This window comes from Corallococcus sp. 4LFB, from assembly GCF_046520365.1.
Classification (GTDB): Bacteria; Myxococcota; Myxococcia; order Myxococcales; family Myxococcaceae; genus Corallococcus; species Corallococcus caeni.
In genome coordinates, this window is record NZ_JBKGHJ010000070.1 from 1 (window position 1) to 23,393 (window position 23,393).

Consider the following 23,393-nt stretch of genomic DNA (forward strand, 5'->3'; position numbering starts at 1 on the left):
GCCGGCTGCTGCGCCGGGCGGGTCCACGCGGCCCAGAGCGCCGCCGCCGCGGTGATGACCAGCCCCCCCGCCGCTGCTAGCTGCTCACCCAGCGGCCCGATCTCCACGGCGGCCAGGGGGAGGGGAAGCATCTCGGTGAGCGTCATGCGCGGACTCCTTACGAGGGGGCACAGCGTGAAGGCCGGGGCCGGGCGGGCGCTCGACACAGGCCGGGAAGGCTAAGGTTAAGAAGTCGGACGGCTTTGGGGAAGTCCTGGAGACCTCAGCTGGCGGGGCGTGGACGGAATTGCACCCCGGGCCGGTCCCGAAGTCCATCCCCTCCCCGTGCCAGTCGCCAGAAACATCACCCGTCTCACGTAATGGGGACACCCGGGCCGCGCAGGACGTTCCCGAAAGCTCCGGGCGCTGCCGCTTATCGGCCTTCCGGGTGGCGCTTCTTCCACTCCACCTTCAGGCAGTGGTCCTGCACCACGCGGATCCCCGCGCGGGCCAGCCGCTCGGCCGCGGCGTCGTTGCGGATGCCCAGCTGGAACCACACGGCGTGCGGCTTCTTCGCCAGCAGCCCGTCCACGTGCGCGTCGATGTCGTCCGGCCGGAGGAAGACCTGCACCACGTCCACCGCTCCGGGCACGTCCTTCACCGACGCGGAGATGGCTCGCCCAGGATGCTCCCCTGCTCGCCGTGCGTGGGCACGGGCAGCACCGTGAAACCGTGCTCCTGGAGGAACTTCGGGATGGCGTGCGCGGGCTTGTCCGCCTGGGCCTCCGGACGGATGCCCACCACGGCGATGCGCTTCGTGCGCGCGAGCAGCGCGTCGATGCCCGCCGCGTCTTCGATGAGGTTCTTGCGCCAGTCGTCCATGGGTTGCGCGCTCCTTCTGGAAGAAGGCCGCGAACCCCCACCCCCCCAAGGGACTTTCAGCGGGGCGCGGCCTGGACCTGGATGGTACGGCAGGCCTCGGTGGCCAGGCGGACTTCCTCGCTGGAAGCGCCGGGCAGGCTGGCGCAGAGGAACAGGTCGTCCCCCACGCGCCGGGCGCCGAAGAACGCGGGCGCCTCCGGGCCCAGGCCGCCGTCACCCAGGGACGGGGCCATGGTCACGCGCAGCAGGGAGAAGGAAGGGGTGTCCTCTTCCTGGTCCAGCGACAGCGTGAACTGCTTCATCTGCTGACGGACGGTGTCCGCCAGCGTCTCCGAGGAGGGCATGTCCTCACCCTGCCCCGGCTTCAGGTCCACGCGCAGCGCCGGGCGGCCGGGCGGGCCCGCCTGGAAGCTGCCGTCGGTGGCCACCTGCGCGGCCCATCCCGGCGGCAGCGGCACCTTCACGCCCGAGCGCAGCCCCGCGTCCCCCGTCAGCCCTTCGACGGACGGCTTCTCCTCCGAGCAGCCCTTGCAGCCGCCCCACAGGACGCCGAGCGAGACGAGCGAGACGAGCCCGAGGCGCTCGAGCCCCGGGACCTTCCGCGCGCTGGACGCGGGCCCGCGCACCGCTACTTCTTCTCTCCGGGCGCGGGCGGGTTTCCGCCGCCCTTGCCGATGTTCTCCATCTTGAGGGAGCCCTCGAAGATGACGCCGCGGTCCATGGAGAGCGACGGCGTCTCCAGGTTGCCCTTCACGCGGCCCGGCTGCTTCAGCTCGATGAGCTGCGTGGCGCGCACGTTGCCTTCCACGGTGCCGTTGATGATGACGGTGCCGGCCTGGATCTCCGCCTGCACGCGGGCGCCGTCCCCAATGACGAGCACGTCCTTGGTGACAATCTGCCCGTTGAACTTGCCGTCGATTCGAACCTGCCCTTCGAAGGTGAGCTTCCCCTCGAACTCGCTTCCCTTGCCCAGAAGCGTGTGAACCTCACCCGGACGCGTCGACACGAAATCCTCCTCCCGTTTGAACAGGGGCTTGCTGGGTGCTTCGTCTTTCTTCCCGCCAAGGAGCGCCACGCCCTACTCCTTCCTCAGAAGCTTCAACAACCTGTCCAGGTCATCGTAGGAGAAGAAGTCCACTTCCAGGGTGCCTTTTCCCGGGCTTTTCTCCGACAGACGGACCTTTGTTCCCAACCGACGCTGCAACTCCTCGGTGAGCGCCTTCACCTGCGGGCTCACCTTGGGCGCCGGCTTCCCGGCGTCCTTGCCGCCCTTCGCGGACTTGCCCTGCTGCACCAGCCGCTCCGTGTCGCGCACGGACAGCTTCTTCTCCGTCACCTGCTTCGCCAGGTTCTGGAGCTCCGGCAGCCGGGGCACGCCCAGGAGCGCGCGCGCGTGGCCCATGCTGAGCGACCCGTCCGCCACCATGGCCTTCACGTCCGGGGGCAGGGCCAGCAGGCGCAGCGCGTTCGCGACGGTGGAGCGCTCCTTGCCCACCTTCTGGGCCACCTGCTCCTGCGTGAGCTTGAACTCCTCCACCAGGCGCCGGTAGCCGTCCGCCTCTTCAATGGGGTTCAGGTCCGCGCGCTGGAGGTTCTCCACCAGGGCGAGCTCGAAGGACTCCGCCTCCGTGACCTCGCGCACGATGGCGGGGATCTCCTTGAGCCCCGCGGCCTGGGACGCGCGCCAGCGGCGCTCGCCCGCGATGATGAGGTAGCCGTCGCCGCCCTTGTTCGGGTTCTTGCGGACGAGGATGGGCTGGAGCAGGCCCTGCGCCTTGATGGACTCGGTGAGCTCGTGGAGCTTCGTCTCGTCGAAGTGGCGGCGGGGCTGGAGCGTGTCGCGGTGGATGGACTCGATGGCCAGCTTGAGCACGCCCGCCTTCGAGGGCGCGGCGGGCGGCGGAGCGGCGGGGGCGGCCTGGGGGATGAGGGCGGAGAGGCCCCGGCCCAGGGCGCGCTTCTGGGTGTCTGCGTTCTTCTGCACGGCGGTTGGGAACTCCCGCGCCGGCGTGGGGCCGGCGCGCATGGGCCTGGAGGGATGGAGAGGAGGGCGGTCAGGCGACCCGGCGCTTGGACGGTTTGGGCGAGTCCCGGCGCATCAGCTCGCGGCCGAGCGCCAGGTAGCTCTCGCAGCCCTTCGACTTGATGTCATAGAGGATGATCGGCTTGCCGAAGGACGGGCACTCGGACAGGCGCACGTTGCGCGGCACGACGGCCTGGAAGACCTGGTCCTTGAAGTAGCCGCGCACCTCGTCCACGACCTGGTGGGCGATGTTCGCCCGCGCGTCGAACATGGTGAGCAGGATGCCCTCCATCTTCAGCGAGGGGTTGAGCCCCTGCTTGACCAGGTCGATGGTGTGCGTGAGCTGGGAGAGGCCCTCGAGCGCGTAGTACTCGCACTGCAGCGGGATGAGGACGGAGTCCGCGGTCACCAGCGCGTTGAGCGTGAGCAGGCCGAGCGAGGGCGGACAGTCGATGATGATGTAGTCGTACTTGTCCTTGAGCGGCAGCAGGGCTTCGCGCAGGCGGAACTCGCGGCGCTCCTGGTTGACCAGCTCCACCTCCGCGCCGGTGAGGTCGGGCGTGGCGGGGATGACCTGGAGGAAGCGCAGCTCGGTGGGGTGGATGAGCTCGGAGGCGGGACGGCCGCCGAGGAGCGCGTCGTAGACGGTGCCGTTGAGGGAGTCGCGCTTGAGGCCCAGGCCGCTGCCCGCGTTGCCCTGGGGGTCCATGTCCACCAGCAGGGTGCGGCGCTCCGCGGACGCGAGGCTCGCGGCGAGGTTGATGGCGGTGGTGGTCTTGCCCACCCCGCCCTTCTGGTTGGAGATGCAGATGATACGACCCACGTGGCCCATCCTCTCTCGCCCCGGCTGACGCCAGAGCCCCGCCCGCGGTTCGCGCGGACGTGCGCGCGAATCGGGGCCTGATCAGGCAGCTAGCACGGGGTTCGAGGACGGATCAATTTCCCATCCGCGAGCGGGCCCCTCCCGCTGCCCGGCCCCTCGCTCGGGGGCCTGTGGGTGGCCGCGAGGGGGTGGGAATGGGCGCGGAGGAGGGGGTCGGGGCGTGCCTGCTCGGCTGCTTCTAACGGGGGTTTTCGGCCCGGCGACGGGTGGTTCGTTTTTTCGGGGGGGTCGCGCGGTGCGGACTTCGGGGTCGGGCTGCGGAGGGTTTCGCGGGTCCGCCGTTTCACGTGGAACGGGCGGGCCTCGCGGGTCCATGAGGCCGGCGGAGTTCGCGTGGACCGGGGCGGCGCGGAGGCGGGGCGCGGGTTCTGGATGCGCGGCCGGTTCGAGAATCGAGGCCGGGGGTGTGGAAGCCCCGACGCCAGGTCCGGTTCGAGATTCGGGGCCGATGGTGTGGAAGCCGCGCCGCCGGTCCCGGTGCCCGCGTCGGCGTTGGAGCGGAGTCGTTCCGAACAGCCGACGACCGCGCGCTCCACGTCCGCGTTTCATGGGCCTGACCTTCAACGTCAGCGTTTCATGAGGAGTGGCTCCGCCACCGCGCAGGGTTCCGTGACGGCATTCCTGAGACCACCAAGGACGGAGCCGCATGAGCGCGCATGAACTTCGCGCGGTGCGCGGCGAGCACCGGCTGGCTTCCGGTTCGACGCGCCCTCCGGATGCGCCTCCCCCACTCCGCGCCTTTCGGATGAGCATCCCCACTCCACGTCCGCCGGATGCGCTCCCCCACTCCGCGTCCTTCGGATGCGATCCCCCACTCCGCGCCCTTCGGATGCGCCTCCTCACTTCGCGTCCTCCGGATGCGCCTCCCCTGCTCCGTGTTTTCGCGGCGCCGACGTCGGCGTGCGCGATGCCGCGATGGCCGGGACCGCCGCGGCGTCATGTCGGCCCATCGTTGGAGGATCCGCCTGGGCGATGGCCACGCCCGTGGTTCCACGTGGAACACGCATCGGTGAGGACATGCGCCATCGACCACGTCATGCCGGCTCCATTGAGGGGCTGGCGGTTCTTGAGTCCCACCGGATGCAGGAACCCCCGCGCCTGGCGCGTCCCCCATCGTCACGGCTCCGCGTTCGTCCGGACTGCGGATGCACCGGCCTGCTCCGCGCGCGGAACGGAGTGGATGGAGCTGCCGGGCATCCCCATGGAACGGCGGAGAGGGCGACCGAAGTCATCGGCCTGAGGCTGTCGGCTTCGGTTCGCGGAGCCGCGATTCATGAAGACCGCATCACGAGATGCGGGTCCGTGCGCATCACACGTGACCGCGACCGCGTTCAGGTCAGCGCCTCACGGAAGTAGCGGGTCGTAACGGCGCGGGAGTTCCCGCCACGGGCCGGCCAGGCGTTCCACGTGGAACGCGCGCCATGTCGTGGTGCCCACCACGCCGCGAAGCACGACCCGGCGCCTGCCACGAACCACGCCAGCCAAAGCGACCTTCTGAAGACGCGTCGCCGCACCCTTCATCCCCACGCGAGCACGGTGACGCGCACAGGAGGTCCGAAGCCCTCCTACTGAAGGCGGGCGTTCCACATGAAGGGTCCGTCGGCGGCTCTGGTTCGCTTCACGGACTGGAGAAATCGAAGGCGCTCCATCCAGGCCGGGCGTTCCACGTGGAACACGCTCACGCAGGATGGGCGCACGATGAGGCGACGGCCCGTCATCTGGCGTGGCCCGTTCATGCCATCACGAGCACTCGCGCGACGACGGTGCTTCGGCCGCACATGGCCGCGCCCGACCCCGTGCGGAGAAGACGACAGGACGTTCCACGTGGAACACGCCGACGCCTTCACGAGCACTCGCGCGACGACGGTGCTTCGGCCGCACATGGCCGCGCCCAACCCCCGTGAGGAGGACACGACAGGGCGTTCCACGTGGAACACGCCGACGCCTTTACGAGCACGCACGCGACGACGGTCCTTCAACCGGCGTGGCCCCGACCAACACCGGCGCGAGCGCCGACAGGACGTTCCACGTGGAGCACGCCAACGCCATCGCCAGCACCCGCTGCGACAACGGCTCGTGAGTTGGCGTGGGTCCATCCAGCACGAAGCAGTGGAGACACAGCAGGGCGTTCCACGTGGAACACGCTCACGTCATCGCGTCCGTTCGCCGCGACAGCCTTGAGGCAGTTCGCGTGGACGATGCCGACTCAAGCCACGGATCCGGTGCGGGACGTGCCCCATGGAACGCGCTCAAGTCGTTGCCGCACAGCGCTTCAAAAGAACGGTCCGCACTTCGTGGGAACGGCCTCATCCGCGAGCCGGCCCTCAAGTGGAGGTTCCACGTGGAACACGCATGCGGTTTCTCAGCGCCATGCCCGCTGAAGACACCGCGGCCAGGGCAGGCGGATCCCATGGAACACGCGGGCTTCTTCAAGCACCCCGAACCGGGGAGCGGTCTCCATTCTCCGGCGCTGCGGGTGTCCGCGGTGCTGCGCCAGACATGAGGCTTCAAGCGGAGCAGAGCCACGCATCCACATGACCTCGTTGCGCGGAACGGTCAGTGCTTGAAGCGGCTGTGCTCGTCATCCGCCGCGCATCGAAGCCGGGACGTTCCACGTGGAACAGGTGCCGGAGCCGCATCCGCGACACAGCAGCTCCACATGACGGTTGGGGAAGGAGCAGCCGACCTGGCGCTTCCTTCCACCCATCTTCGCTTCGCATCCGCACGCAACAACCCACGCGACGAACAGCACGCGGATCCGCTGCACGCGAGTCCCCGCACGGGTGCGGTGAATGCCTGCTGCGCGACCCTCCACGAAGTCCCCCGGCCACCTCCAGGGAACGCATCCAGCATGCCAGCCCTCACGCTGAAGGCCGGAGTCCGAGCGACCAGCGGAGCCCCTCCTTGCGGCGTGTTCCACGTGGAACATGCGGGACCGGATGCGCGCCAGGTCCCCTGCCCTGCGCTTCATCAAGCGCTTCAAGCCGGGCACCTCCACCACCACGTCGAACAGCTGAGTGCCGCTGCACTTGCTCGCGGGTTCTTCGACCAGGGGCTCCGTGCGGACCGGAGGCCGGCCGTGTTCCACGTGGAACACGGTTCGGCCGGGCGGCCCTTGCTCTCCATGGAGGCCTGTCCTTCAGCACCTGCTTCCCGTCATCGGATCCGGCCCGCGGACTTCACGCTCGTGCGTGGGTTCGGAGGTGCGGCGTGAAACGCACCGTCATGCCCATGCACAGGAAGGAGGTTCCAACCACCGGACCACGCCGGAACAACGGTGCGAGCCTCCTCCTTCGCGCACCGGCTCTCAGCCTCCACCAGGGAAGGCACCTTCAAGCTCCCGGTGAATCAGCGCTGGGCTCCACCGACCGGACCTTCCGGCGCCGCGTGTTCCACGTGGAACATGGCCAGCCATCCACGTGCCCCATCAACGTGGGGCTTCATCACGGGACGAAGCCGGAGGTTCCGCACAACGAAGGGGACGCGTGGATCTATCGCCGCGGCCTCTGCTTCACGCATCCGGCGTCGGCAGTGCGGTTCACGGCGAGGCGTGTCCCCTGCCCCACCTCCAGCGCTTCGCTTCATCCAGAGGCCGCGCCGGGGAACCGTTCCACGTGGAACATGGCGCGTCCCGCTCATGCTCCTGCCCCGAGCTTGGATCCCAACCCCTGCGCTTCACTTCATCCAGTGGCCGCGCCGAGCACCGTTCCACGTGGAACGTGGGGCCTCGTGAGCACCGACTCGCGGACCTCGGAACTCCGTCCACCGACAGGCTCGCGTTGCGCGAACCCTGCCGTGGACGTTCCACGTGGAACACGCGCCGCCGCGGACCTGCCTCAGCGTGACCAGGCGGCTCGCTGAAGCACGACGCGGTAGCCGTCCGGATCCTCGAAGGTCCTTCCGTTCGCGTCCCAGTACGGATTGCGCGACGGCACCGGCGCGAAGCCGGCGGCCTCCATGCGGTGGACCCTCGCGGACCACGCTTCCGGGTCCGGCACGTAGAACACCAGGAGGTGGTCCTCGGACGGGGAACGCGGCGCTGCGTGTCCGCGCTCCACCGTGAACTCCAGGTGATACGGCGCACCCGGATGCCCGAGCATCACGCCGTCGAACCCGGCGTGGTCCTCGAACCCTCCGAGCACCTCGAAGCCCAGCCCGTCCCGGTAGAAGCGCACCACCGCGTCCAGGTCCGTGGTCGGCCTCGCGACCCGCAGCTTCACCGTGTCCATGCGCTGCCCTCCCCTTCCGAAAAACCGCATCCGAGTGGTGCCACACATCAGATGAGTGGACGCTCTTTTCGCGCGGTGCTCGGGCCTGCACCATGGGTCCATGCTCACGAAACAGCAGCCCCTGAACTCCGGCTTCGGCGCGACCACCACCGCTCGCGAGGTGCTGGGCAACACCCGGCTGGATGGCACGGTCGCCATCGTGACCGGCGGCTACGCGGGCATCGGCCTGGAGACCACCCGCGCGCTCCAGGCCGCCGGTGCCACCGTCATCGTCCCCGCCCGGACTCCCGACAAGGCCCGCGCCGCGCTCGCCGGATGGGAGCGCGTGGAGCTGGAGCAGCTCGACCTCATCGACCCGGCTTCCGTTGATGCGTTCGCCTCGCGCTTCCTCGCGTCCGGCCGGTCCCTGCACCTGCTCATCAACAACGCGGGCGTCATGGCCGGACCGCTCCGCCGCGACGCGCGCGGGTTCGAATCCCAGTTCGCCACCAACCACCTGGGCCACTTCCAGCTCACCGCCCGGCTCTGGCCCGCGCTGAAGCAGGCGAACGGCGCGCGCGTGGTGTGCCTGTCGTCGCGCGGCCACTTCTTCTCCGGCGTCGACTTCGAGGACCCCTTCTTCCAGCAGCGCCCCTACGACCCGTGGGTCGCCTACGGGCAGTCGAAGACCGCGAACATCCTCTTCGCCGTCGGGCTCGATGCGCGCGGCGAGGCCCACCGCGTGCGCGCGTTCGCCGTGCACCCCGGCGGCATCCTGACGGAGCTGGTCCGGTCCATGCCCGAGGAAGAGGTCCGCGCCTCCATCGAGAACTCCCACAAGATCGAACCGCTGAAGACCCCCGAGCAGGGCGCCGCGACCACCGTCTGGTGCGCGACCAGTCCCCAGCTCGAGGGCAAGGGTGGCGTCTATTGCGAGAACGTCGACATCGCCGTGATGGCGCCCCCCGACGCCACCGTCCGGCGCGGGGTGAAGGACTTCGCCGTGGATCCGAAGCGGGCCGACCGGCTGTGGACCGCGAGCGAGGCGTGGACCGGCGTTCGCTTCAACCCGTGACGCGCGGCGCGCGATGGAACCAGGGCTTCGCCACCACGTCCCCGCTCCGTCTTGAACGCGGCGGTGTTCGAACCCCTGTCGAACGCCGCCCCGCGGATCCGGCGCCACCCCCGGGCATGACCGGGTGACTCACGGCCGCGGAAACAGCTTCCGCGCGCGCTCCAGGTGGGGCCCGGGACGCGGCGAATGGAAGGACACGCGCAGCTCCCGCCCGTCCGGCTCCGAGTACGTGAGCGTGACGTTCAATCACCTTCAACATGGAGGGGGTCTCCACCACGTCGTGCTCGCTCCAGGGGCGCGCGAACTCCGGGCTCGCGGCCTGGAGCTTCTCCACCAGCGCGTCGAACCCGGAGCGGTCCGCGGCTCTCGCGGCGTCCAGCCGGAACCCCGCCACGGCCCGGCGCACCGCCTGCGCCCACGTCGGCATGCTCGCGCGACGGTCCGGATTCATGAACAGCTCCCAGAGGGAGGTGCCCCCTCCGGAGCGGGCCGTTCCAGGTCCGGGTAGAGGACCGTCGCCGCCGCGTTCCACGCGATGAGGTCCCAGCGCCGCGTGGAGACCCGCGCCGGAAAGGGATGCGCGTCGAGGAGCCGTTGAAGCGCGCCGCTGACTGAATCCGGTGCGCTCACGGCCCTGGGCGCGGGCCGGCCATGCGCCAGTTCGAAGAGGTGCAGGCGCTCCGTCGGCGTGAGCCGGAGCGCGACCACCAGGCGCTCCAGCAGCGGCCCGAGACGTGGAGGTCCCTCCCCTGCTCCAGCCACGTGTACCCACGGACGCCCACGTCGGCGAGGCGGGCCAGTGCCGTCGCGAACCGGAGGGAAGCCCCACGTCCTCCGGCCGCACGCGCTCACGGCGGCTGCGAAGGAAGCGCGCGAGCGCTGCGCGCCCGGGGCCGCGGGAGGAGTCCGTCACGCGGCGCCACGTCAGGCCATCACCCCAGCCGGGGCACGGGCCCCATGCGTCCCGGACCTCGCACGCGACGCGGTCCCCCTCCTGCCCGGCGCCGCCCCAACTGGTCCGACTGTCGGACCAGTTCGTGGGGTGCGCCGCTGCCGGGGCGGCCAGGCAGGGTGGTCTCTTCGGATCACGCCGTGACGCGGATCCGCGTCACCGTTCCAGGCTCGTCACCGGGCGCTGAAGCAGGCTCGGCATTCTCGGAAGCGGGCTCGCGCTGGACCCCGCCCCCTCGAAACGGGATGGAGGCTCGAGCCCCCTCCCCTACCCCTTCGTGAACACCGCGACCTGACGCTCGGCGCCGGAGAACGGGAGCCGGTACGCCCGAGCGGACACCACGCGCAGGTTCCGCTCCGCCGCGCGCGCCTGGAGCTCCGCGTCCGTCTGCGCCTTGCCCAGCATCGCCACCACGCGCCCGCCCTCCTCCACGTACGCGGGCGCCAGCCCCAGCCAGTCCGGCAGGTCCATGAACGCGCGCGCGATGAGCACCTGCGCGCGCGGGATCCCCTCCGTCTCCGGCTTCCCTTCCGCCCGAGCGTGCAGCCCGCGCACGCCGGTGAGCCCCAGGCTGGCGGCGGCGGCCTTGATGAACGCGATCTTCTTGCCCACCGTGTCCACCAGCGTCACGCCCAGGCCCGGAAGCGCCAGCCGGAGCGGCAGCCCCGGGAAGCCCGCGCCCGCGCCCAAATCCAGCAGCGACGTCGCGCCCGTCACCTCCGGCAGCACCGCCAGCGAGTCCAGGAAGTGCTTCTCCAGCACCTCCTCCGGCGCGGTGATGGCCGTGAGGTTCACCTTCGCGTTCCACTTCAGGAGCTCCGCCATCAGCCGCTGGAGCTGGGGCCCACGTCCGGCCCCACCGTCACGCCCAACGCACTGCATCCGGCTGCCAGCTGATCTGCGAACCGCGCGTTATCCACAACACCTCCACCCCGAAGGGCCCTTCAAGTCCTTGGAATCACTCAGGAGAAATTCATCCCCAGAATTGTCCACACGTTATCCACAGCCCTGTTCCTGATCACTTGACGGCCCCTGCCCGCGCTTGAGCGCGACCAGGAGCAGCGACACCGCGGCCGGCGTCAGGCCCGGAATCCGCCGCGCCTGCCCCACCGTCCCGGGCCGGTGCGCGGACAGCTTCTCCACCGCCTCCGTCCCCAGGCCGCGCACGTCCGTGAAGCGGAACGCGTCCGGGATGCGCCAGCGGTCGGTCGCCTCCGCCTCGCGCGCCGCGGCCCGGGCGGCCTGGGCGATATAGCCCTCGTACTTCACCTCCACCTCCACCTCCTCCGAGACATCGGAGGTGAGCGCCGGGAAGTCCTCGCGCTCCTGCGCCAGCTGCGCGTACGTCACCTCCGGGCGCTTGAGCCGCAGGGCCAGTCCGGTGCGCTTGAGCCGCGCCACCTCCGCCGTCACCGCGTGGGCCCGCGCTTCGGCGCGCTCCAGGGCCTCCTTCGGCAAGAGCCCCACGCGATGCCCGTGACGCGCGAGCCGCAGGTCCGCGTTGCCCTCGCGCAAGCGGAGCCGGTGCTCGGAGCGGCTGGTGAACATGCGGAACGGTTCGTCCACGCCCTTCGTCACCAGGTCATCCACGAGCACCGCGCCGTGCGCCTCGTCGCGGCCCACGGCGAGCGCCGGTTCGCCCTTCACCGCGAGCGCCGCCTGGATGCCGGCCCACAGCCCCTGGAAGGCGGCCTCCTCGTAGCCGGAGGTGCCGTTGAGCTGGCCCGCGAAGTACAGGCCCGCGACGGCCTTCGTCTCCAGCGTGGGGTGCAGCTGCGTGGGCGGCGCGTAGTCGTACTCCACCGCGTAGCCGTAGCGGACCACCTCCACGCGGGACAGGCCGGGGATGGTGCGCAGGAAATCCAACTGCACGTCCGCGGGCATGCTGGTGGACAGGCCCGCCGGGTACACGAGCGGCGACGTGGGCCCCTCCGGTTCGAGGAACACCTGGTGCCGTTCGCGCGCGGCGAAGCGCACCACCTTGTCCTCCAGCGACGGGCAGTACCGGGGCCCCCGCCCCACGATGTCCCCCTGGAACAGCGGCGAGCGGTGCAGGTTGTCGCGCAGGAGCCGGTGCGTCGCGTCCGTCGTCGCGGTGAGGCCGCACATCACGGCGGGCTGACGCGGGAACGGCAGGCCCTCTTCCATCCGCGTGCGCCAGGAGAACGGCCGCACCCCGGTGTCCCCCGGCTGCGGCGTGACGGCGTCCCAGTCGATGCTGTCCCGGGACAGGCGCGCGGGCGTGCCCGTCTTGAAGCGGCCCAGCGTGAAGCCCAGCGCGTGCAGCGACTCCGACAGGCCGCGCGCGGCTTCGTCCCCCAGCCGGCCGCCGACCTCCTTCTGCTCGCCCACGTGCATGAGCGCGCGCAGGAAGGTGCCGGTGGTGAGGAGCACCGCGCGGGCCACCACCTGCGTGCCGTCCCCCAGCACGACCCCCTTCACCCTCCCCTCCTCCGCGACGACGGCGGCCACTTCGCCCTCGCGCACGGTGAGGTTCGGCTGGGTGAAGAGGACGGCCTGCATGCCGGCGGCGTAGGCGTCGCGGTCGCAGAGGACGCGCGTGGCCTGCACGGCGGGGCCCTTGGAGGGATTGAGCGTCTTGACGTGCGTGCCCGCGAGGTCCGCCGCGCGCCCCATCTGGCCCCCGAGCGCGTCCAGCTCCCGCACCAGGTGACCCTTGGCGGTGCCGCCCACGGCGGGGTTGCAGCTCATCACGGCGGCGCGCTCGCGCTTGAGCGTCACGCCCAGGGTGGACAGGCCCATGCGCGCGCACGCGAGCGCCGCCTCGCAGCCCGCGTGGCCCAGCCCCACCACGACGATGTCGTATCGGAGTTCCATCGCGTCCCGGGGGGTATCACGCCCGGCCGCGTCCGTGGCAAGCCGGGGCATGGAGACACCGTCCACCCGGCTGGCTCCCCACCTGCCCGGGCCCTGGGCCCAATCACAGACATGCCCGACAAGTTCGGGAGCACGCGAGGCGGACGGTGGGAGGGGTAACTACGCCGCCCGCCTCGCGCGCACCGGTCATCGTGGATCCGTCAAGGGCGCGCCGGACACACCGGTGGCGTCTCTGGCCCTCGACGGCGATGGCATCCATGGGACCTGCCAGCACGAGTCCCCCGTCCCTCGTGCCTTCACATGGCGTCGCACACACGGGGGCCAACGCCTGCCCAGGCGGTGAGGGCGCATGGGGTTTTCGGACTCGAACCAGCGAGGCCGGCGGACCGCCCGTGTGCGCGACGGGGGAAGGTATAGCGGGGGGGTCTGACATTCCGGATTCCGGGCCCTTCACCGAGGGCCCGGAACCGCGCGGCGTCAGCGGGTGGGGAGGGGGTTCGACTGGCTGGGGCAGTGCACGTTGTCCGGGCAGCGCCCCTCGGACTTCGGGATGCACGCGCCGCAGCACTCCAGCTCGTCCGGCCGGCACGCGGGGACGCACGCGCCGCACTGGACCACGCCGCCGCAGCCGTCGTCCGCGGTGCCGCACCTCAGCCCCAGCGAGGAGCACGTCGCGCGCTGACAGACGCAGCGGTCGTCCACGCAGGACTCGTTGGGTTTGCACCCGGGGGTGCAGGTGCTGATGGGGCCATCAGGCTCCTTCTTCGGCTCGACGGGCACGGGCGGCGCCACGCAGCGGCCCTCCCTGCACGTGCCGGCCTGACAGTCGCCGCAGTCGATGAAGCCGCCGCATCCATCCGGCGTCCGGCCACAGGCCACCATCGCCTGCGAGCACGTGGCCGGCGCGCAGCCGTCCGGCGCCACGTTGTCCCGCGACGCGCGCACGGCGCCGCCACTGCTCGGCGTGCACGCGCCCCACAGTCCCAATGCCAGACACAGTCCGGCCCACCGGCCCAGGCTCCGCACCACTTCCATGGCATCCACTCCCCGTGCTCCCGGAAGGGGGCCACACCGGCCGGCCCGGGAGCCTCGAACGACCCCATCATGCGCACGCCCGGGCTGGATGTCCGGGTCCGTGCGACAGGGCAGGGGAGAGGGGAGGGCGCTTCAGCGCTGGATGAGGGCGCGAGCCCCCTCGATGCGCTGCGCGGCGGTCCGTGCGTCCTCCTGCTTGCGCGGCGTGGGCACGTCCAGTCCGCGCTGCGCGGCGGGACGGTTCTCGATGGCGGCCAGCCACCGCTGCACCCCGGGCAGGCCGTCCAGGGACACGCCGGCCCAGTCGTGCGAGCGCACCCACGCCCAGTTCGCGATGTCCGCGATGCTGTAGTCCCCGGCCAGGTACTCGTGGTCCTTCAGCCGGCCCTCCAGCACCGTGTAGAGGCGGCGCGTCTCGTTCTGGTACCGGTCGATGGCGGGCTGGAGCTTCTCCGGGAAGTAGCGGAAGAAGACGTTGGCCTGCCCCTGCATGGGGCCCACGCCGGCCATCTGGAACATCAGCCACTGCATGACGCGCGAGCGGCCCTTCGCGTCCGTGGGCATCAGCCGGCCCGTCTTCTCCGCCAGATAGATGAGGATGGCGCCGGACTCGAAGACGGCGAAGTCCCCCTCCGCGCGGTCCACGATGGCGGGGATGCGGCCGTTGGGGTTGATGGCCAGGAACGCGGGCTCTTTCTGCACGCCGGTGGAGATGTCCAGCGCGTGCACGGTGTACGGCAGCCCCAGCTCCTCCAGCGCCACGGACACCTTGAAGCCGTTCGGCGTGCCCCACGTATACAGGTCGATCATGTCACCCTCGCTTCCGCGTGAAGAGGTGCGCTCCGTCTAACGGCGGAAGCGCACCACGCGCACGTCGAAAGCGGGGGCGTCCCCCAGGGCCTCGCGCATCAGCTCCAGCGCGCGGTCCTCGTTGAAGCTCCCGGAGCCCGCGCCGATGAGGGGGAACGCCACGGAGCGAAAAGCCTGCTCCCCGGCCCGCGCCAGCGCGTTTCGCACCGAGTCCTGGATGGACCGCGCGGACGCGCGCCAGAGCATGTTGATGCCGGCGACGTGGATGATGCCTTTGAAGGGAAGGCGCCCCGGCCCGGTCACCACCGCCGAGCCCAGGGGCATGGGCCCCACCCGAGCCAGCTCACGGAACGGGGCCGTGCCGCCCCGGCGCTTGATGGCCCCGGACACCCCCTGGGGCAACAGCAGCCACCAGGGGATGATGTTCCGGTTCCACGCGTTGACGATGGCGTCCACCGGCTGGTCCAGCAGGTCGCCTTCCACCAGTTGCACGGGCATGGCGCGGACTCTACCGCGCCCGCCCAATGACAGACATGGTGCCTACGGCGCCGCGCTCGCCTTGGCCGGAGCCTGCTGCTTGGACGCGCCCGCGAAGTCACCCGCGCGCACGAGGGTGGCCTTGCTGAAGTCCAGGTGCTTGGACAGGGCCTTGCGCACGTCCTCGGCGGTCAGCTTCTGGAGCTTCGCCTCCACGGCCGCGTCGAACGCGAGCGTGCGCCCGTAGTACAGGCCGTTGGACAGCTGCCGCGCCAGGTTTCCGTCCTGCGCGCGAGCGGACTGGCGGTACTCCAGGAGGCCCGCGCGCGCCTTGTCCAGCTCCTGCGGCGTGAAGCCCTTCTGCACGGCGCGGGTGATCTCCTCGCGCATGGCGGCCTCCAGCTTCCGGGCATTCTGCGGCGCGTAGATGGCGTAGGTGACGAACCAGCCCACGGTGTCCAGCTCCTCGGCGGACAGGCTGCTGCCCACGCCATAGGACAGGCCGTCCTGCTGGCGCACGCGCGTGGCCAGCCGCGAGTTGAGGAAGCCGCCGCCCAGGAGGAAGTTGCCCATCATCATGCCGGGCCAGTCCGCGTCGTCGTCGCGAATCTGGAGCAACTGTCCCGCGAGGAAGTACGCGTTGGCCTTGTCCGGCGTCTCCAGCACCACGGACTTCGGGGCCACGGGCTGGTACGTCCGGGCCACACGCGCGTAGGGGGCTGGGCTCTTCCAGCCGTCGAGCAGGGTGCCCGCGAGCGAGGTGAGCTCCTTCACGTCGAAGTCCCCCACCACCGCGAGCTCCCCGCGCGAGGCGCCGTAGAACTGGCGGTGGAAGTCGCGCGCCTGCTCCAGCGTGACGGCCTTCGCGTCGGCCAGGCGCTCGTCCAGGGTGGGCACGTAGAGCGGGTGGCCCTTGGGATAGTGCGCGTTCAGCACGCGCCAGAACGCGATGCTGCCCTGGGCCTGCGGTTCGCTGCGCTGCGACTCCAGCGAGGCCAGCCGCTCCTGCTTGAGGAGCGCGAACTCCTTCGCGTCGAAGGCGGGCTCGCGCAGCACCTCCGCCACCAGCTTGAGGACCTCCGGGAGGCTCGCGCGCGGGCACTCGATGCCGACGCTGGCGCCCGTCGCGCCGCCGTCCACGCCCACGCGGGCCTTGAGCTTGTCGAACGCGTCCTGCAACTGCTGGCGGGTGTGCTTCTTCGTGCCGCGCATCAGCATGCCGCCGGCGTAGGAGGCGGCGGGCAGCTTGCCGTTCACGGCCTCCGCGGTGCCCCAGTGCAGGTCCAGCGTGAGGTTGACCATCTCGCCGCGCGTCTTCTTGGGCAAGAGCGCGTACTTCACGCCGGAGGCCAGCTCACCGCGCTGCACGCGCGACTCGATGTTGGCGGGGGAGGGGTCGAAGGCCTCGCCCTGCGCGACGAGCGCCTTGCCCTGGTAGCCGTCCACCATCTTCGCCACGTCCACCGGGGGCGGCAGCTCCGAGCGGTCCGGCTTGGGCGTGGGCAGGAAGCTGCCCAGGGTGCGGTTGGAGGCCTTGAGGTACGCGGCGGCCACGCGGGTGACGTCCGCGGGCGTGACGGCCTCGATGCGGTCGCGGTGCAGGAAGAGCAGGCGCCAGTCGCCCACGGCGGCCCACTCGGACAGGAGGATGGCGGCGCGCTCGGAGTTGTTGAGCAGGAGCTCCGTCTGCTTCGCGAGGTTCGTCTTCGCGCGGTTCACCTCCTCGTCGGTGAAGGGCGTCTTGGCGGACTCCTCCACGGTCTTGAGCAGGCCTTCGCGCACGGGGCCCAGGGGTTGGTCCTGCCGGGCCTCCGCGCTGAAGCCGATGACGCCCGGGTCGCGCAGCTGGAAGTTGAACGCGCCCGCGCGCGACGCCTTCTTCGTCTCCACGAGCGCCTTGTAGAGGCGGCCCGACGGCACGTCGCCCAGCACCTGGGTGAGCACGTCGATGGCGGCGAAGTCCGGGTGGGCGCCTTCGGGCACGTGGTAGACGCTGGAGAGCAGCTGGTTGTCGCCCACGCGGCGCAGCGTCACCTCGCGCTCGCCGTCCTGGGTGGGCTCCTGGGTGTACGTGAGGGGCACGGGCTCCGCGGGCTTCTGGAGCTTGCCGAAGGTGGACTGCACGAGCGCCAGGGCCTTCTCCGGCTGGAAGCGTCCGGCGATGACGAGCGTCGCGTTGTCGGGGCGGTAGTAGCGCCGGTAGAAGGCCTGGAGCCGGTCGATGGGCACGTGCTCCAGGTCCGCCTTGGCGCCGATGGTGGCCTTGCCGTAGTTGTGCCAGAGGTACGCGGCGCTCATGGTGCGCTTGAAGAGGATGCCGCGCGGGTCGTTCTCGCCGGACTCGAACTCGTTGCGCACGACGGTCATCTCGCTGTCCAGGTCCTTGCGCGCGATGAAGCTGTGGACCATGCGGTCCGCCTCGAAGGCGAGGGCCCAGGACAGGTTGTCGTCCGACGCGGGCAGGGTCTCGTAGTAGTTCGTGCGGTCCAGCCAGGTGGTGCCGTTGGGGCGCGCGCCGCGTTCGGTGAGGGCCTGGGGCACGTTGGGGGTGGTGGGCGTGCCCTTGAACATCAGGTGTTCGAGCAGGTGCGCCATGCCCGTCTCGCCGTAGCCTTCGTGCTTGCTGCCCACGAGGTAGGTGACGTTGACGGTGACGGTGGCCTTGGTGGGGTCCGGGAAGAGCAGGACGCGCAGGCCATTGGGCAGGCGGTATTCGGTGATGCCCTCCACGCTCGCGACGGGGGACAGGGAGGCAGGCTTCGAGGGCGCGCGCGCGGCCGGGGAGGCAGCGGGCTTCGGGAGGGGAGCCGGAGCGGCCCACACAGGCGGGGCCGCCACGAGCAGGACGGCCAGCAGGGCGAGCGGGGTACGACGCGTCATGCGGTCCTCGGGTGCGAAGGAATGGGCACGGGGCTTCTAACCGCGCCACCGGGCCCTACCATCCCGAAACATCCCGTGCCCTCCGGGCAGGCGTCCACGGAGGAGGGGAGGGTGGACCGTCCCAGGTCCTGTCCCGCGCTTCCAACCTCACGGGTTGTCAGCTATCCTGGCGCGGATCCGATGTCAGGATGGGTTGGTAGGAGACTCGCGCATCACCAGGGAGGGAACGGAATGGCGAAGGCGATGGGCGGGGACCTGATGCTGCAGATGCTCTCGGAGCTCCGCGAATTACAGGAAGAATCGAAGGAGCAGTACTCGCGGACGCAGAAGGCCTTGCAGGTGGTCGACATGAAGTGCCGGGTCCTCTTCAAGAGGAGCCAGGTCATGGCGCATCAACTCCGCGTCCTCTCACAGGAAATGGATGCGTTCCGTGACAACATGGGGGAGTTCGTCACGCACCTTTCGACGCTTGCGAAAGAGGTCGACGGGGTCAAACTCAACCAGACGAAGATCTTCAGCCAGATGAGCCGCGCCCTGAACCACCTCGCGGATGCCCAGGCTTCCGACCGTAAGCGCATCGACGTCCTGGAAGAGCGCATGGACGACCCAGGGGAGAGCTGAGCCCTCCATGCGCCGCCCGGCTCAGGTGTAGATGCCCCCGGACGCCATCGCGGAGCCGGACCCCAGCGCCTCCTCCACCTCGCGGACCTCCTCGGACGTGAGCCGGAAGTCCACCGCCTGGATGAACCCATCCACCTGCACCCCACTGCGCGCCCCGACGATGGCGGCGGTGACGGCCGGCTCCCGCAGCGTCCAGGCGAGCGCCACCTCCGCCGGGGAACGCCCGTGCCGCGCGCCCACCTCGCGCAGGCGCTCCACCAGCATCAGGTGATGCGACAGCTTCGGCTCCTGGAAGTCCGCGCTGCGGCGGCGCCAGTCGTCGTCCGGCATCGCCTGGATGCGCTCGCGGGTCATCGCCCCGGTCAGCAGTCCGGACGCCATGGGTGAAGACACAATCACCCCGATTCGCTGCGTCTGGCAGTAGGGCAGCAGGTCGTCCTCGATGTCCCGGTGGATGAGCGAATACGGCGGCTGCAACGACGTCACCGGGGCAATGCGTCGCACCCGCTCCAGCTGCGAGACATCGAAGTTGGACACGCCCAGCCAGCGCACCTTGCCCTGCCGTTGCAGCTCCGCCAGCGCCGTCCACCCCTCTTCAAGCTCCGCCCCGGCCTCCACCGGCCAGTGCACCTGATACAAATCAATGGCATCCACCTTCAGCCGGCGCAGGGACGCCTCGCACTCCTTGCGCACCGAGTCCGCCCTGAGCCCGCGGCGGACCTTGCCGTGCTCATCCCAGACCATGCCGCACTTGGTGAAGACATACGGCCGCGTGCTCCGGCCCTCCAGCGCCTTCGCGACCACCTCCTCGGAGTGCCCCAACCCATACACCGCCGCCGTGTCTATCCAGTTGATGCCCGAGTCCAGCGCGCGCTGGATGGCTTCAATGGACCGCGCGTCGTCCTGCGCGCCCCAGGCGAACGCCCAGCCGCCCCCGCCAATGGCCCACGCGCCGAACCCCAGGGCGGTGAGGTCCATGTCGGAGTTGCCCAACCGTCGCTTCCGCATCCCATGCCTCCCGGGGCCGAAAAGAAGAAGCGCGCGGGCGCCCGCCTGCCGCCCGTGGGTCCACGCTCGGATGCCCCTGGTTCCTGGAGGGACGGTGTGCACCGCGGCGGCGCTCGCGCTGGCCCGGGCGCCGGCCCGCCCCCCGGCCACCAGGACAGGCGGGCCCTGGCTCCCCGTCCGCCGCCCGCCACCGCACCGCACGCAAGCGTCGTCGGGCGCGCGCGTTGATGGTAGGCCGTTTGAAGGTCGGGGCCCGTCCCTCGGGCACGTCGACATCAGGAGTCCTTCCGGATGAAACGCTTCTTCATTGGCGCGCTGGCCTTCATCGGGGCGCTGTCCATCCTCTTCGTGGTGGGTGTGGTGGGGCTGTTGATGCTCGCGGCGTCGAGCAAGCCCGGCGTGCCGTCCAACCTGGTGCTGGAGCTGGACCTGCAGCAGCCGCTGCCGGAGTACACGCTGGACACGTCCCTGGCGGGCGCCTTCGGCGAGGAGCCCACGTCGCTGCGGGACGTGGTGGAGGGGCTGGAGAAGGCCCGCACGGACCCCCGGGTGAAGTCGCTGGTGGTGCGCATCGGGCAGCCGGGCAGCGCCGCGCAGGTGCAGGAGCTGCGGGACGCGGTGAAGGCCTTCCGCGCGTCAGGCAAGCGGGCGGTGGCGTACGCGGACGGCTTCGGCGAGGCGGGCAACGGCACCGGCGCCTACTACCTGGCCAGCGCCTTCGACGCCGTCTACATCCAGCCCTCCGGCGACGTGGGGCTCACCGGCCTGGTGATGGAGACGCCCTTCGCTCGCGACGCCTTCGCGAAGTTCGGCGTGAAGCCGGAGTTCGGCAAGCGCGCCGAGTACAAGAACGCCGTCAACACCTTCACCGACACGTCCTACGGCCCCCACCAGCGCGAGGCCACGGAGGCGTATGGCCAGAGCCTCTTCCGCCAGGTGGTGAAGGGCGTGGCGGAGGGCCGCAAGCTGTCCGAGGACGAGGTGCGCGCCCTCATCGACCGCGCGCCCTTCATGGGCCAGGCGGCCGTGGACGCGAAGCTGGTGGACGGGCTGCGCTACCGCGATGAGATCCACGACGAGCTCAAGCAGCAGGCCGGTGAGGGCGCGCAGCTGCTCTACGTGGACAAGTACCTGGAGCGCGCGGGCCGGCCGAACCAGACGGGCCCCACCATCGCGCTCATCTACGGCGTGGGGGAGGTGCTGCGCGGCAAGAGCCAGTCCAACCCGCTCTCCGGCGGCCAGGTGATGGGCGGCGACACGGTGGCGGCCGCCTTCCGCAAGGCGGTGGAGGACCCGTCCGTGAAGGCCATCCTCTTCCGCGTGGACAGCCCGGGCGGCAGCTACTCCGCCAGCGACACCATCCGCCGCGAGGTGCAGCGCGCGCGCGAGGCGGGCAAGCCCGTCATCGTCTCCATGGGCACGTACGCGGCCAGCGGCGGCTACTTCGTGGCCATGGCCGGGGACAAAATCGTCGCGCAACCGGGCACGCTGACGGGGAGCATCGGCGTGTACAACGGCAAGTTCGTCACGTCGGAGCTGTGGGCGAAGCTGGGCGTGAACTTCGACACCATCGCCTTCGGGAAGAACGCCACCTTCGCCAGCTCCGACCAGGAGTTCACCCCCGAGCAGCGCGCGCAGCTGGAGTCCGAGCTGGACACCATCTACCTGGACTTCACCAGCCGCGCCGCCCAGGCCCGGAACATGCCGCTGGAGCAGCTCCAGTCCGTGGCCAGGGGGCGCGTATGGACGGGCGAGGACGCGCTGGAGCGCGGGCTGGTGGACGCGCTCGGCGGCTACCCGAAGGCGCTGGAGCTGGCGAAGGAGGCCGCGAAGCTGGAGAAGGACGCGCCGGTCCGCATCGTCGTCTTCCCGCGCCCCCGGCCCACCGGGCAGGTGCTGTCGGAGCTGCTGGGCAAGCACGAGGCGGACAACAGCGACGACGAGGCCGCCGGGAGCCAGGCCGTCATGTCGTCCCAGGTGCTGGAGCAGGTGCGGGCCGTGTACCGCGTGGGCGCGAAGCTGGGCCTCACGGGGCAGGGCGCGGAGGGGCGCATGCTGTACGCGCCCGTGCCGGACGTGCGCTGGTAGCCCGCGTCAGACGTGCAGGGGGACGGAGACGCGGCCCTCGTCGGGCCGCACCGGCCGCCCGAAGATGCTGTGGTAGCGCAGCGAGTGCGCCGCGCAGCGGTGGCGGCGAGGGTCGAACACGAGGCAGCGGGCCACCGGGCCGGCGTAGACGTGCAGCGTGATGCCCGGGGCGTTGCCGGCCAGGCTCACGCGGTGGATGGAGGCGCCCGGGTCTCGGAAGTCCACGTGCCCGGCGCCCACCGGGCCCACCCGCGCCGCGGCCCCCAGCCGCGCCAGGCCGGGCTCCGTCCCACCCTCCAGCAGCGGGTAGTTCTCCAGGAGGAACTGGCCGCGCTGGACGCTGAACCAGCACTCCTGGCCGTCATGGTCGTGGACGGGCGAGACCGCCCCCGGAGACCAGCAGTTGACGATGAGCTCCATTCCCTCGTCGCGGTGGATGAGGTTGCGCGTGTAGCGGCCCGGCACGAAGTGCAGGTAGGGCTTGAGGCTGGACGGCTCCAGCTGGAGCCCCGCCATCTCCGCGTCCACCCCCGCGAGCCCCCCGGGAGCAGCACGGCGCGCGCGGAGCATCCGCACGAACTCTCTCAGGCACGCGTCACCCATGCGTACAGGCTAGGGACGTCTGCGACACCCGGCCACCCTCGGGTCTTCCGGTGAACGTCCGCTTTGTCGTCCCCCCTTCAAGGATTGGGGCGGGGTTCGTTGAAGAACGAAGAAACCTCAGGAAGAAGTGGCCGCACGGCGCCTTCTGGGTCCGAGCAGGCAACCCGTACCGACCGCGCTCCACCTCCTCCGGTTTAGCTGTAAATTTACACCCTCCTGCCGTAGAGGGGAGGGAGTGGTGGGCAGGTCGTCCCGGCCGAAGCACGAAGGGGGGCCGGAGGAGAGCGTGCGATGAAGAAGCGTCTGGGGGACATCCTGCTCGCGCGGGGTGTGGTGGATGCGTTGCAGTTGCAGTCGGCGCTGGCGTACCAGCGCAAGTGGGGCGTGGCGCTGGGGCAGGTGGTGGTGGACCAGCGCTTCTGCACCGCGGAGGCGGTGCTGTCCGCCCTGGCGGCCCAGTCCGGCGTGGAGGCGGTGGACCTGGACGCCCAGCCGCTGGACGCGTCGCTCGCGAGGCTGATTCCGTGCAAGCTGGCGGAGGCGCACCGGGTGGTGCCGCTGCGGCTGGAAGGGCAGGGGCTGCGGGAGGTGCTGGTGGTGGCCCTGGCCGCGCCGGCGAGCCTGGCCACGCTGGACGTGGTGAAGAGCGTGTCCGGCAAGGCGCGGGTGGTGCCGCTGCTGGCACGACGAGCTCGCGCTGGGGCGGGCCATCGGGCGGCTGTACCGGGGCGAGCCGCGACGCCGCGGCGCCGTCCCGGCATGGAGGGCTTCTCCCTGCCGGAGTGGGACGAATCGCTGCCCCTGGTGGTGGGGCAGTCCCTGGCGGAGCTGACGGAGATGCCTGCTCCTGAGCCCATGCGCGAGCCCGTGAGGGACGCGGGCCTGCCCATGCTGGCGCCGCTGGAGCCCGCGTGGACGCCGGCGCCGGAGCGCGCGTGACGGTGCGCGAGCAGGTGCTGGTGTACGGCTGGGGCGCGGACGCGGCGGACGGGCTGGTGCGGGTGCTGGGCGGGGCGGGCTTCACGGTGAAG

General features: G+C 70.8%; 16 protein-coding genes and 3 pseudogenes. 4 read left to right on the plus strand and 15 right to left on the minus strand.

Annotated elements, in window-relative coordinates:
* Positions 1-412: 412 nt before the first annotated feature.
* The 6 genes and pseudogenes from ACLEQD_RS10530 to ACLEQD_RS10555 all read right to left on the minus strand — a co-directional run bounded on the left by ACLEQD_RS10530 (position 413) and on the right by ACLEQD_RS10555 (position 7,996).
* A pseudogene (locus ACLEQD_RS10530) lies at positions 413-861 on the minus strand (CoA-binding protein).
* Positions 862-917: 56 nt separating this feature from the next.
* Positions 918-1,487, minus strand: a complete 570-nt coding sequence (locus ACLEQD_RS10535) for a hypothetical protein (RefSeq protein WP_410383388.1) — start codon at positions 1,485-1,487, stop codon at positions 918-920.
* A 2-nt stretch (positions 1,488-1,489) separates the two neighbouring features.
* Complete coding sequence (gene bacM, locus ACLEQD_RS10540) at positions 1,490-1,936, minus strand: bactofilin BacM (RefSeq protein ID WP_410383389.1); 447 nt, start codon at positions 1,934-1,936, stop codon at positions 1,490-1,492.
* Positions 1,937-1,939: 3 nt separating this feature from the next.
* Positions 1,940-2,845 carry a ParB/RepB/Spo0J family partition protein gene (locus tag ACLEQD_RS10545; RefSeq protein ID WP_410383390.1) on the minus strand — a complete coding sequence of 302 codons (906 nt, stop codon included), beginning with the start codon at positions 2,843-2,845 and terminating at the stop codon, positions 1,940-1,942.
* 70 nt (positions 2,846-2,915) lie between these two features.
* Positions 2,916-3,707 carry an AAA family ATPase gene (locus ACLEQD_RS10550; protein ID WP_171422258.1) on the minus strand — a complete coding sequence of 264 codons (792 nt, stop codon included), beginning with the start codon at positions 3,705-3,707 and terminating at the stop codon, positions 2,916-2,918.
* Positions 3,708-7,603: 3,896 nt separating this feature from the next.
* Positions 7,604-7,996 (minus strand): VOC family protein, encoded by a 393-nt coding sequence (locus tag ACLEQD_RS10555; protein ID WP_410383391.1) that lies wholly within the window; start codon positions 7,994-7,996, stop codon positions 7,604-7,606.
* A 100-nt stretch (positions 7,997-8,096) separates the two neighbouring features.
* On the opposite strand from ACLEQD_RS10555, the gene ACLEQD_RS10560 reads away from it, so the two are divergent.
* Positions 8,097-9,050 carry an oxidoreductase gene (locus ACLEQD_RS10560; RefSeq protein WP_410383392.1) on the plus strand — a complete coding sequence of 318 codons (954 nt, stop codon included), beginning with the start codon at positions 8,097-8,099 and terminating at the stop codon, positions 9,048-9,050.
* On the opposite strand, the pseudogene ACLEQD_RS10565 reads toward ACLEQD_RS10560, so the two are convergent.
* The 7 genes and pseudogenes from ACLEQD_RS10565 to ACLEQD_RS10595 form a co-directional block, all read right to left on the minus strand.
* Positions 9,040-9,902: pseudogene (locus tag ACLEQD_RS10565) on the minus strand (hypothetical protein). The gene ACLEQD_RS10560 and the pseudogene ACLEQD_RS10565 overlap by 11 nt on opposite strands.
* A 367-nt stretch (positions 9,903-10,269) precedes the next feature.
* A pseudogene (gene rsmG / locus ACLEQD_RS10570) lies at positions 10,270-10,922 on the minus strand (16S rRNA (guanine(527)-N(7))-methyltransferase RsmG).
* 76 nt (positions 10,923-10,998) lie between these two features.
* Positions 10,999-12,840, minus strand: a complete 1,842-nt coding sequence (gene mnmG / locus ACLEQD_RS10575) for a tRNA uridine-5-carboxymethylaminomethyl(34) synthesis enzyme MnmG (protein ID WP_410383393.1) — start codon at positions 12,838-12,840, stop codon at positions 10,999-11,001.
* A gap of 477 nt (positions 12,841-13,317) precedes the next feature.
* Positions 13,318-13,875 (minus strand): hypothetical protein, encoded by a 558-nt coding sequence (locus tag ACLEQD_RS10580; RefSeq protein WP_410383394.1) that lies wholly within the window; start codon positions 13,873-13,875, stop codon positions 13,318-13,320.
* Positions 13,876-14,007: 132 nt separating this feature from the next.
* Entirely contained in the window at positions 14,008-14,685 is a 678-nt protein-coding gene (locus tag ACLEQD_RS10585) for a glutathione S-transferase family protein (protein ID WP_410383395.1), read from the minus strand.
* Positions 14,686-14,721: 36 nt separating this feature from the next.
* Positions 14,722-15,183: a macro domain-containing protein gene (locus tag ACLEQD_RS10590; RefSeq protein ID WP_410383396.1), complete on the minus strand. Its 462-nt coding sequence runs from the start codon at positions 15,181-15,183 to the stop codon at positions 14,722-14,724.
* A 42-nt stretch (positions 15,184-15,225) separates the two neighbouring features.
* On the minus strand, positions 15,226-18,042 hold the full coding sequence (locus ACLEQD_RS10595; RefSeq protein WP_410383397.1) for a M16 family metallopeptidase: 2,817 nt from the start codon (positions 18,040-18,042) through the stop codon (positions 15,226-15,228).
* Positions 18,043-18,273: 231 nt separating this feature from the next.
* Between ACLEQD_RS10595 and ACLEQD_RS10600 the strand changes: the two genes are divergently transcribed.
* Entirely contained in the window at positions 18,274-18,663 is a 390-nt protein-coding gene (locus tag ACLEQD_RS10600) for a hypothetical protein (protein ID WP_410383398.1), read from the plus strand.
* A gap of 21 nt (positions 18,664-18,684) precedes the next feature.
* On the opposite strand, the gene ACLEQD_RS10605 is transcribed toward ACLEQD_RS10600, so the two are convergent.
* Positions 18,685-19,671: an aldo/keto reductase gene (locus ACLEQD_RS10605; RefSeq protein WP_410383399.1), complete on the minus strand. Its 987-nt coding sequence runs from the start codon at positions 19,669-19,671 to the stop codon at positions 18,685-18,687.
* A gap of 291 nt (positions 19,672-19,962) precedes the next feature.
* Here ACLEQD_RS10605 and sppA point away from each other — a divergent pair, with 291 nt between their 5' ends.
* The gene (gene sppA / locus ACLEQD_RS10610; RefSeq protein WP_410383400.1) at positions 19,963-21,759 is read left to right on the plus strand and encodes a signal peptide peptidase SppA; all 1,797 of its coding nucleotides are present in this window, start codon (positions 19,963-19,965) and stop codon (positions 21,757-21,759) included.
* Between the two features lie 6 nt (positions 21,760-21,765).
* On the opposite strand, the gene ACLEQD_RS10615 is transcribed toward sppA, so the two are convergent.
* Positions 21,766-22,329 (minus strand): cysteine dioxygenase, encoded by a 564-nt coding sequence (locus tag ACLEQD_RS10615; RefSeq protein WP_410383401.1) that lies wholly within the window; start codon positions 22,327-22,329, stop codon positions 21,766-21,768.
* A gap of 324 nt (positions 22,330-22,653) precedes the next feature.
* Here ACLEQD_RS10615 and ACLEQD_RS10620 point away from each other — a divergent pair, with 324 nt between their 5' ends.
* Positions 22,654-23,301, plus strand: a complete 648-nt coding sequence (locus ACLEQD_RS10620; RefSeq protein WP_410383402.1) for a hypothetical protein — start codon at positions 22,654-22,656, stop codon at positions 23,299-23,301.
* The last annotated feature ends 92 nt before the right edge of the window (positions 23,302-23,393 follow it).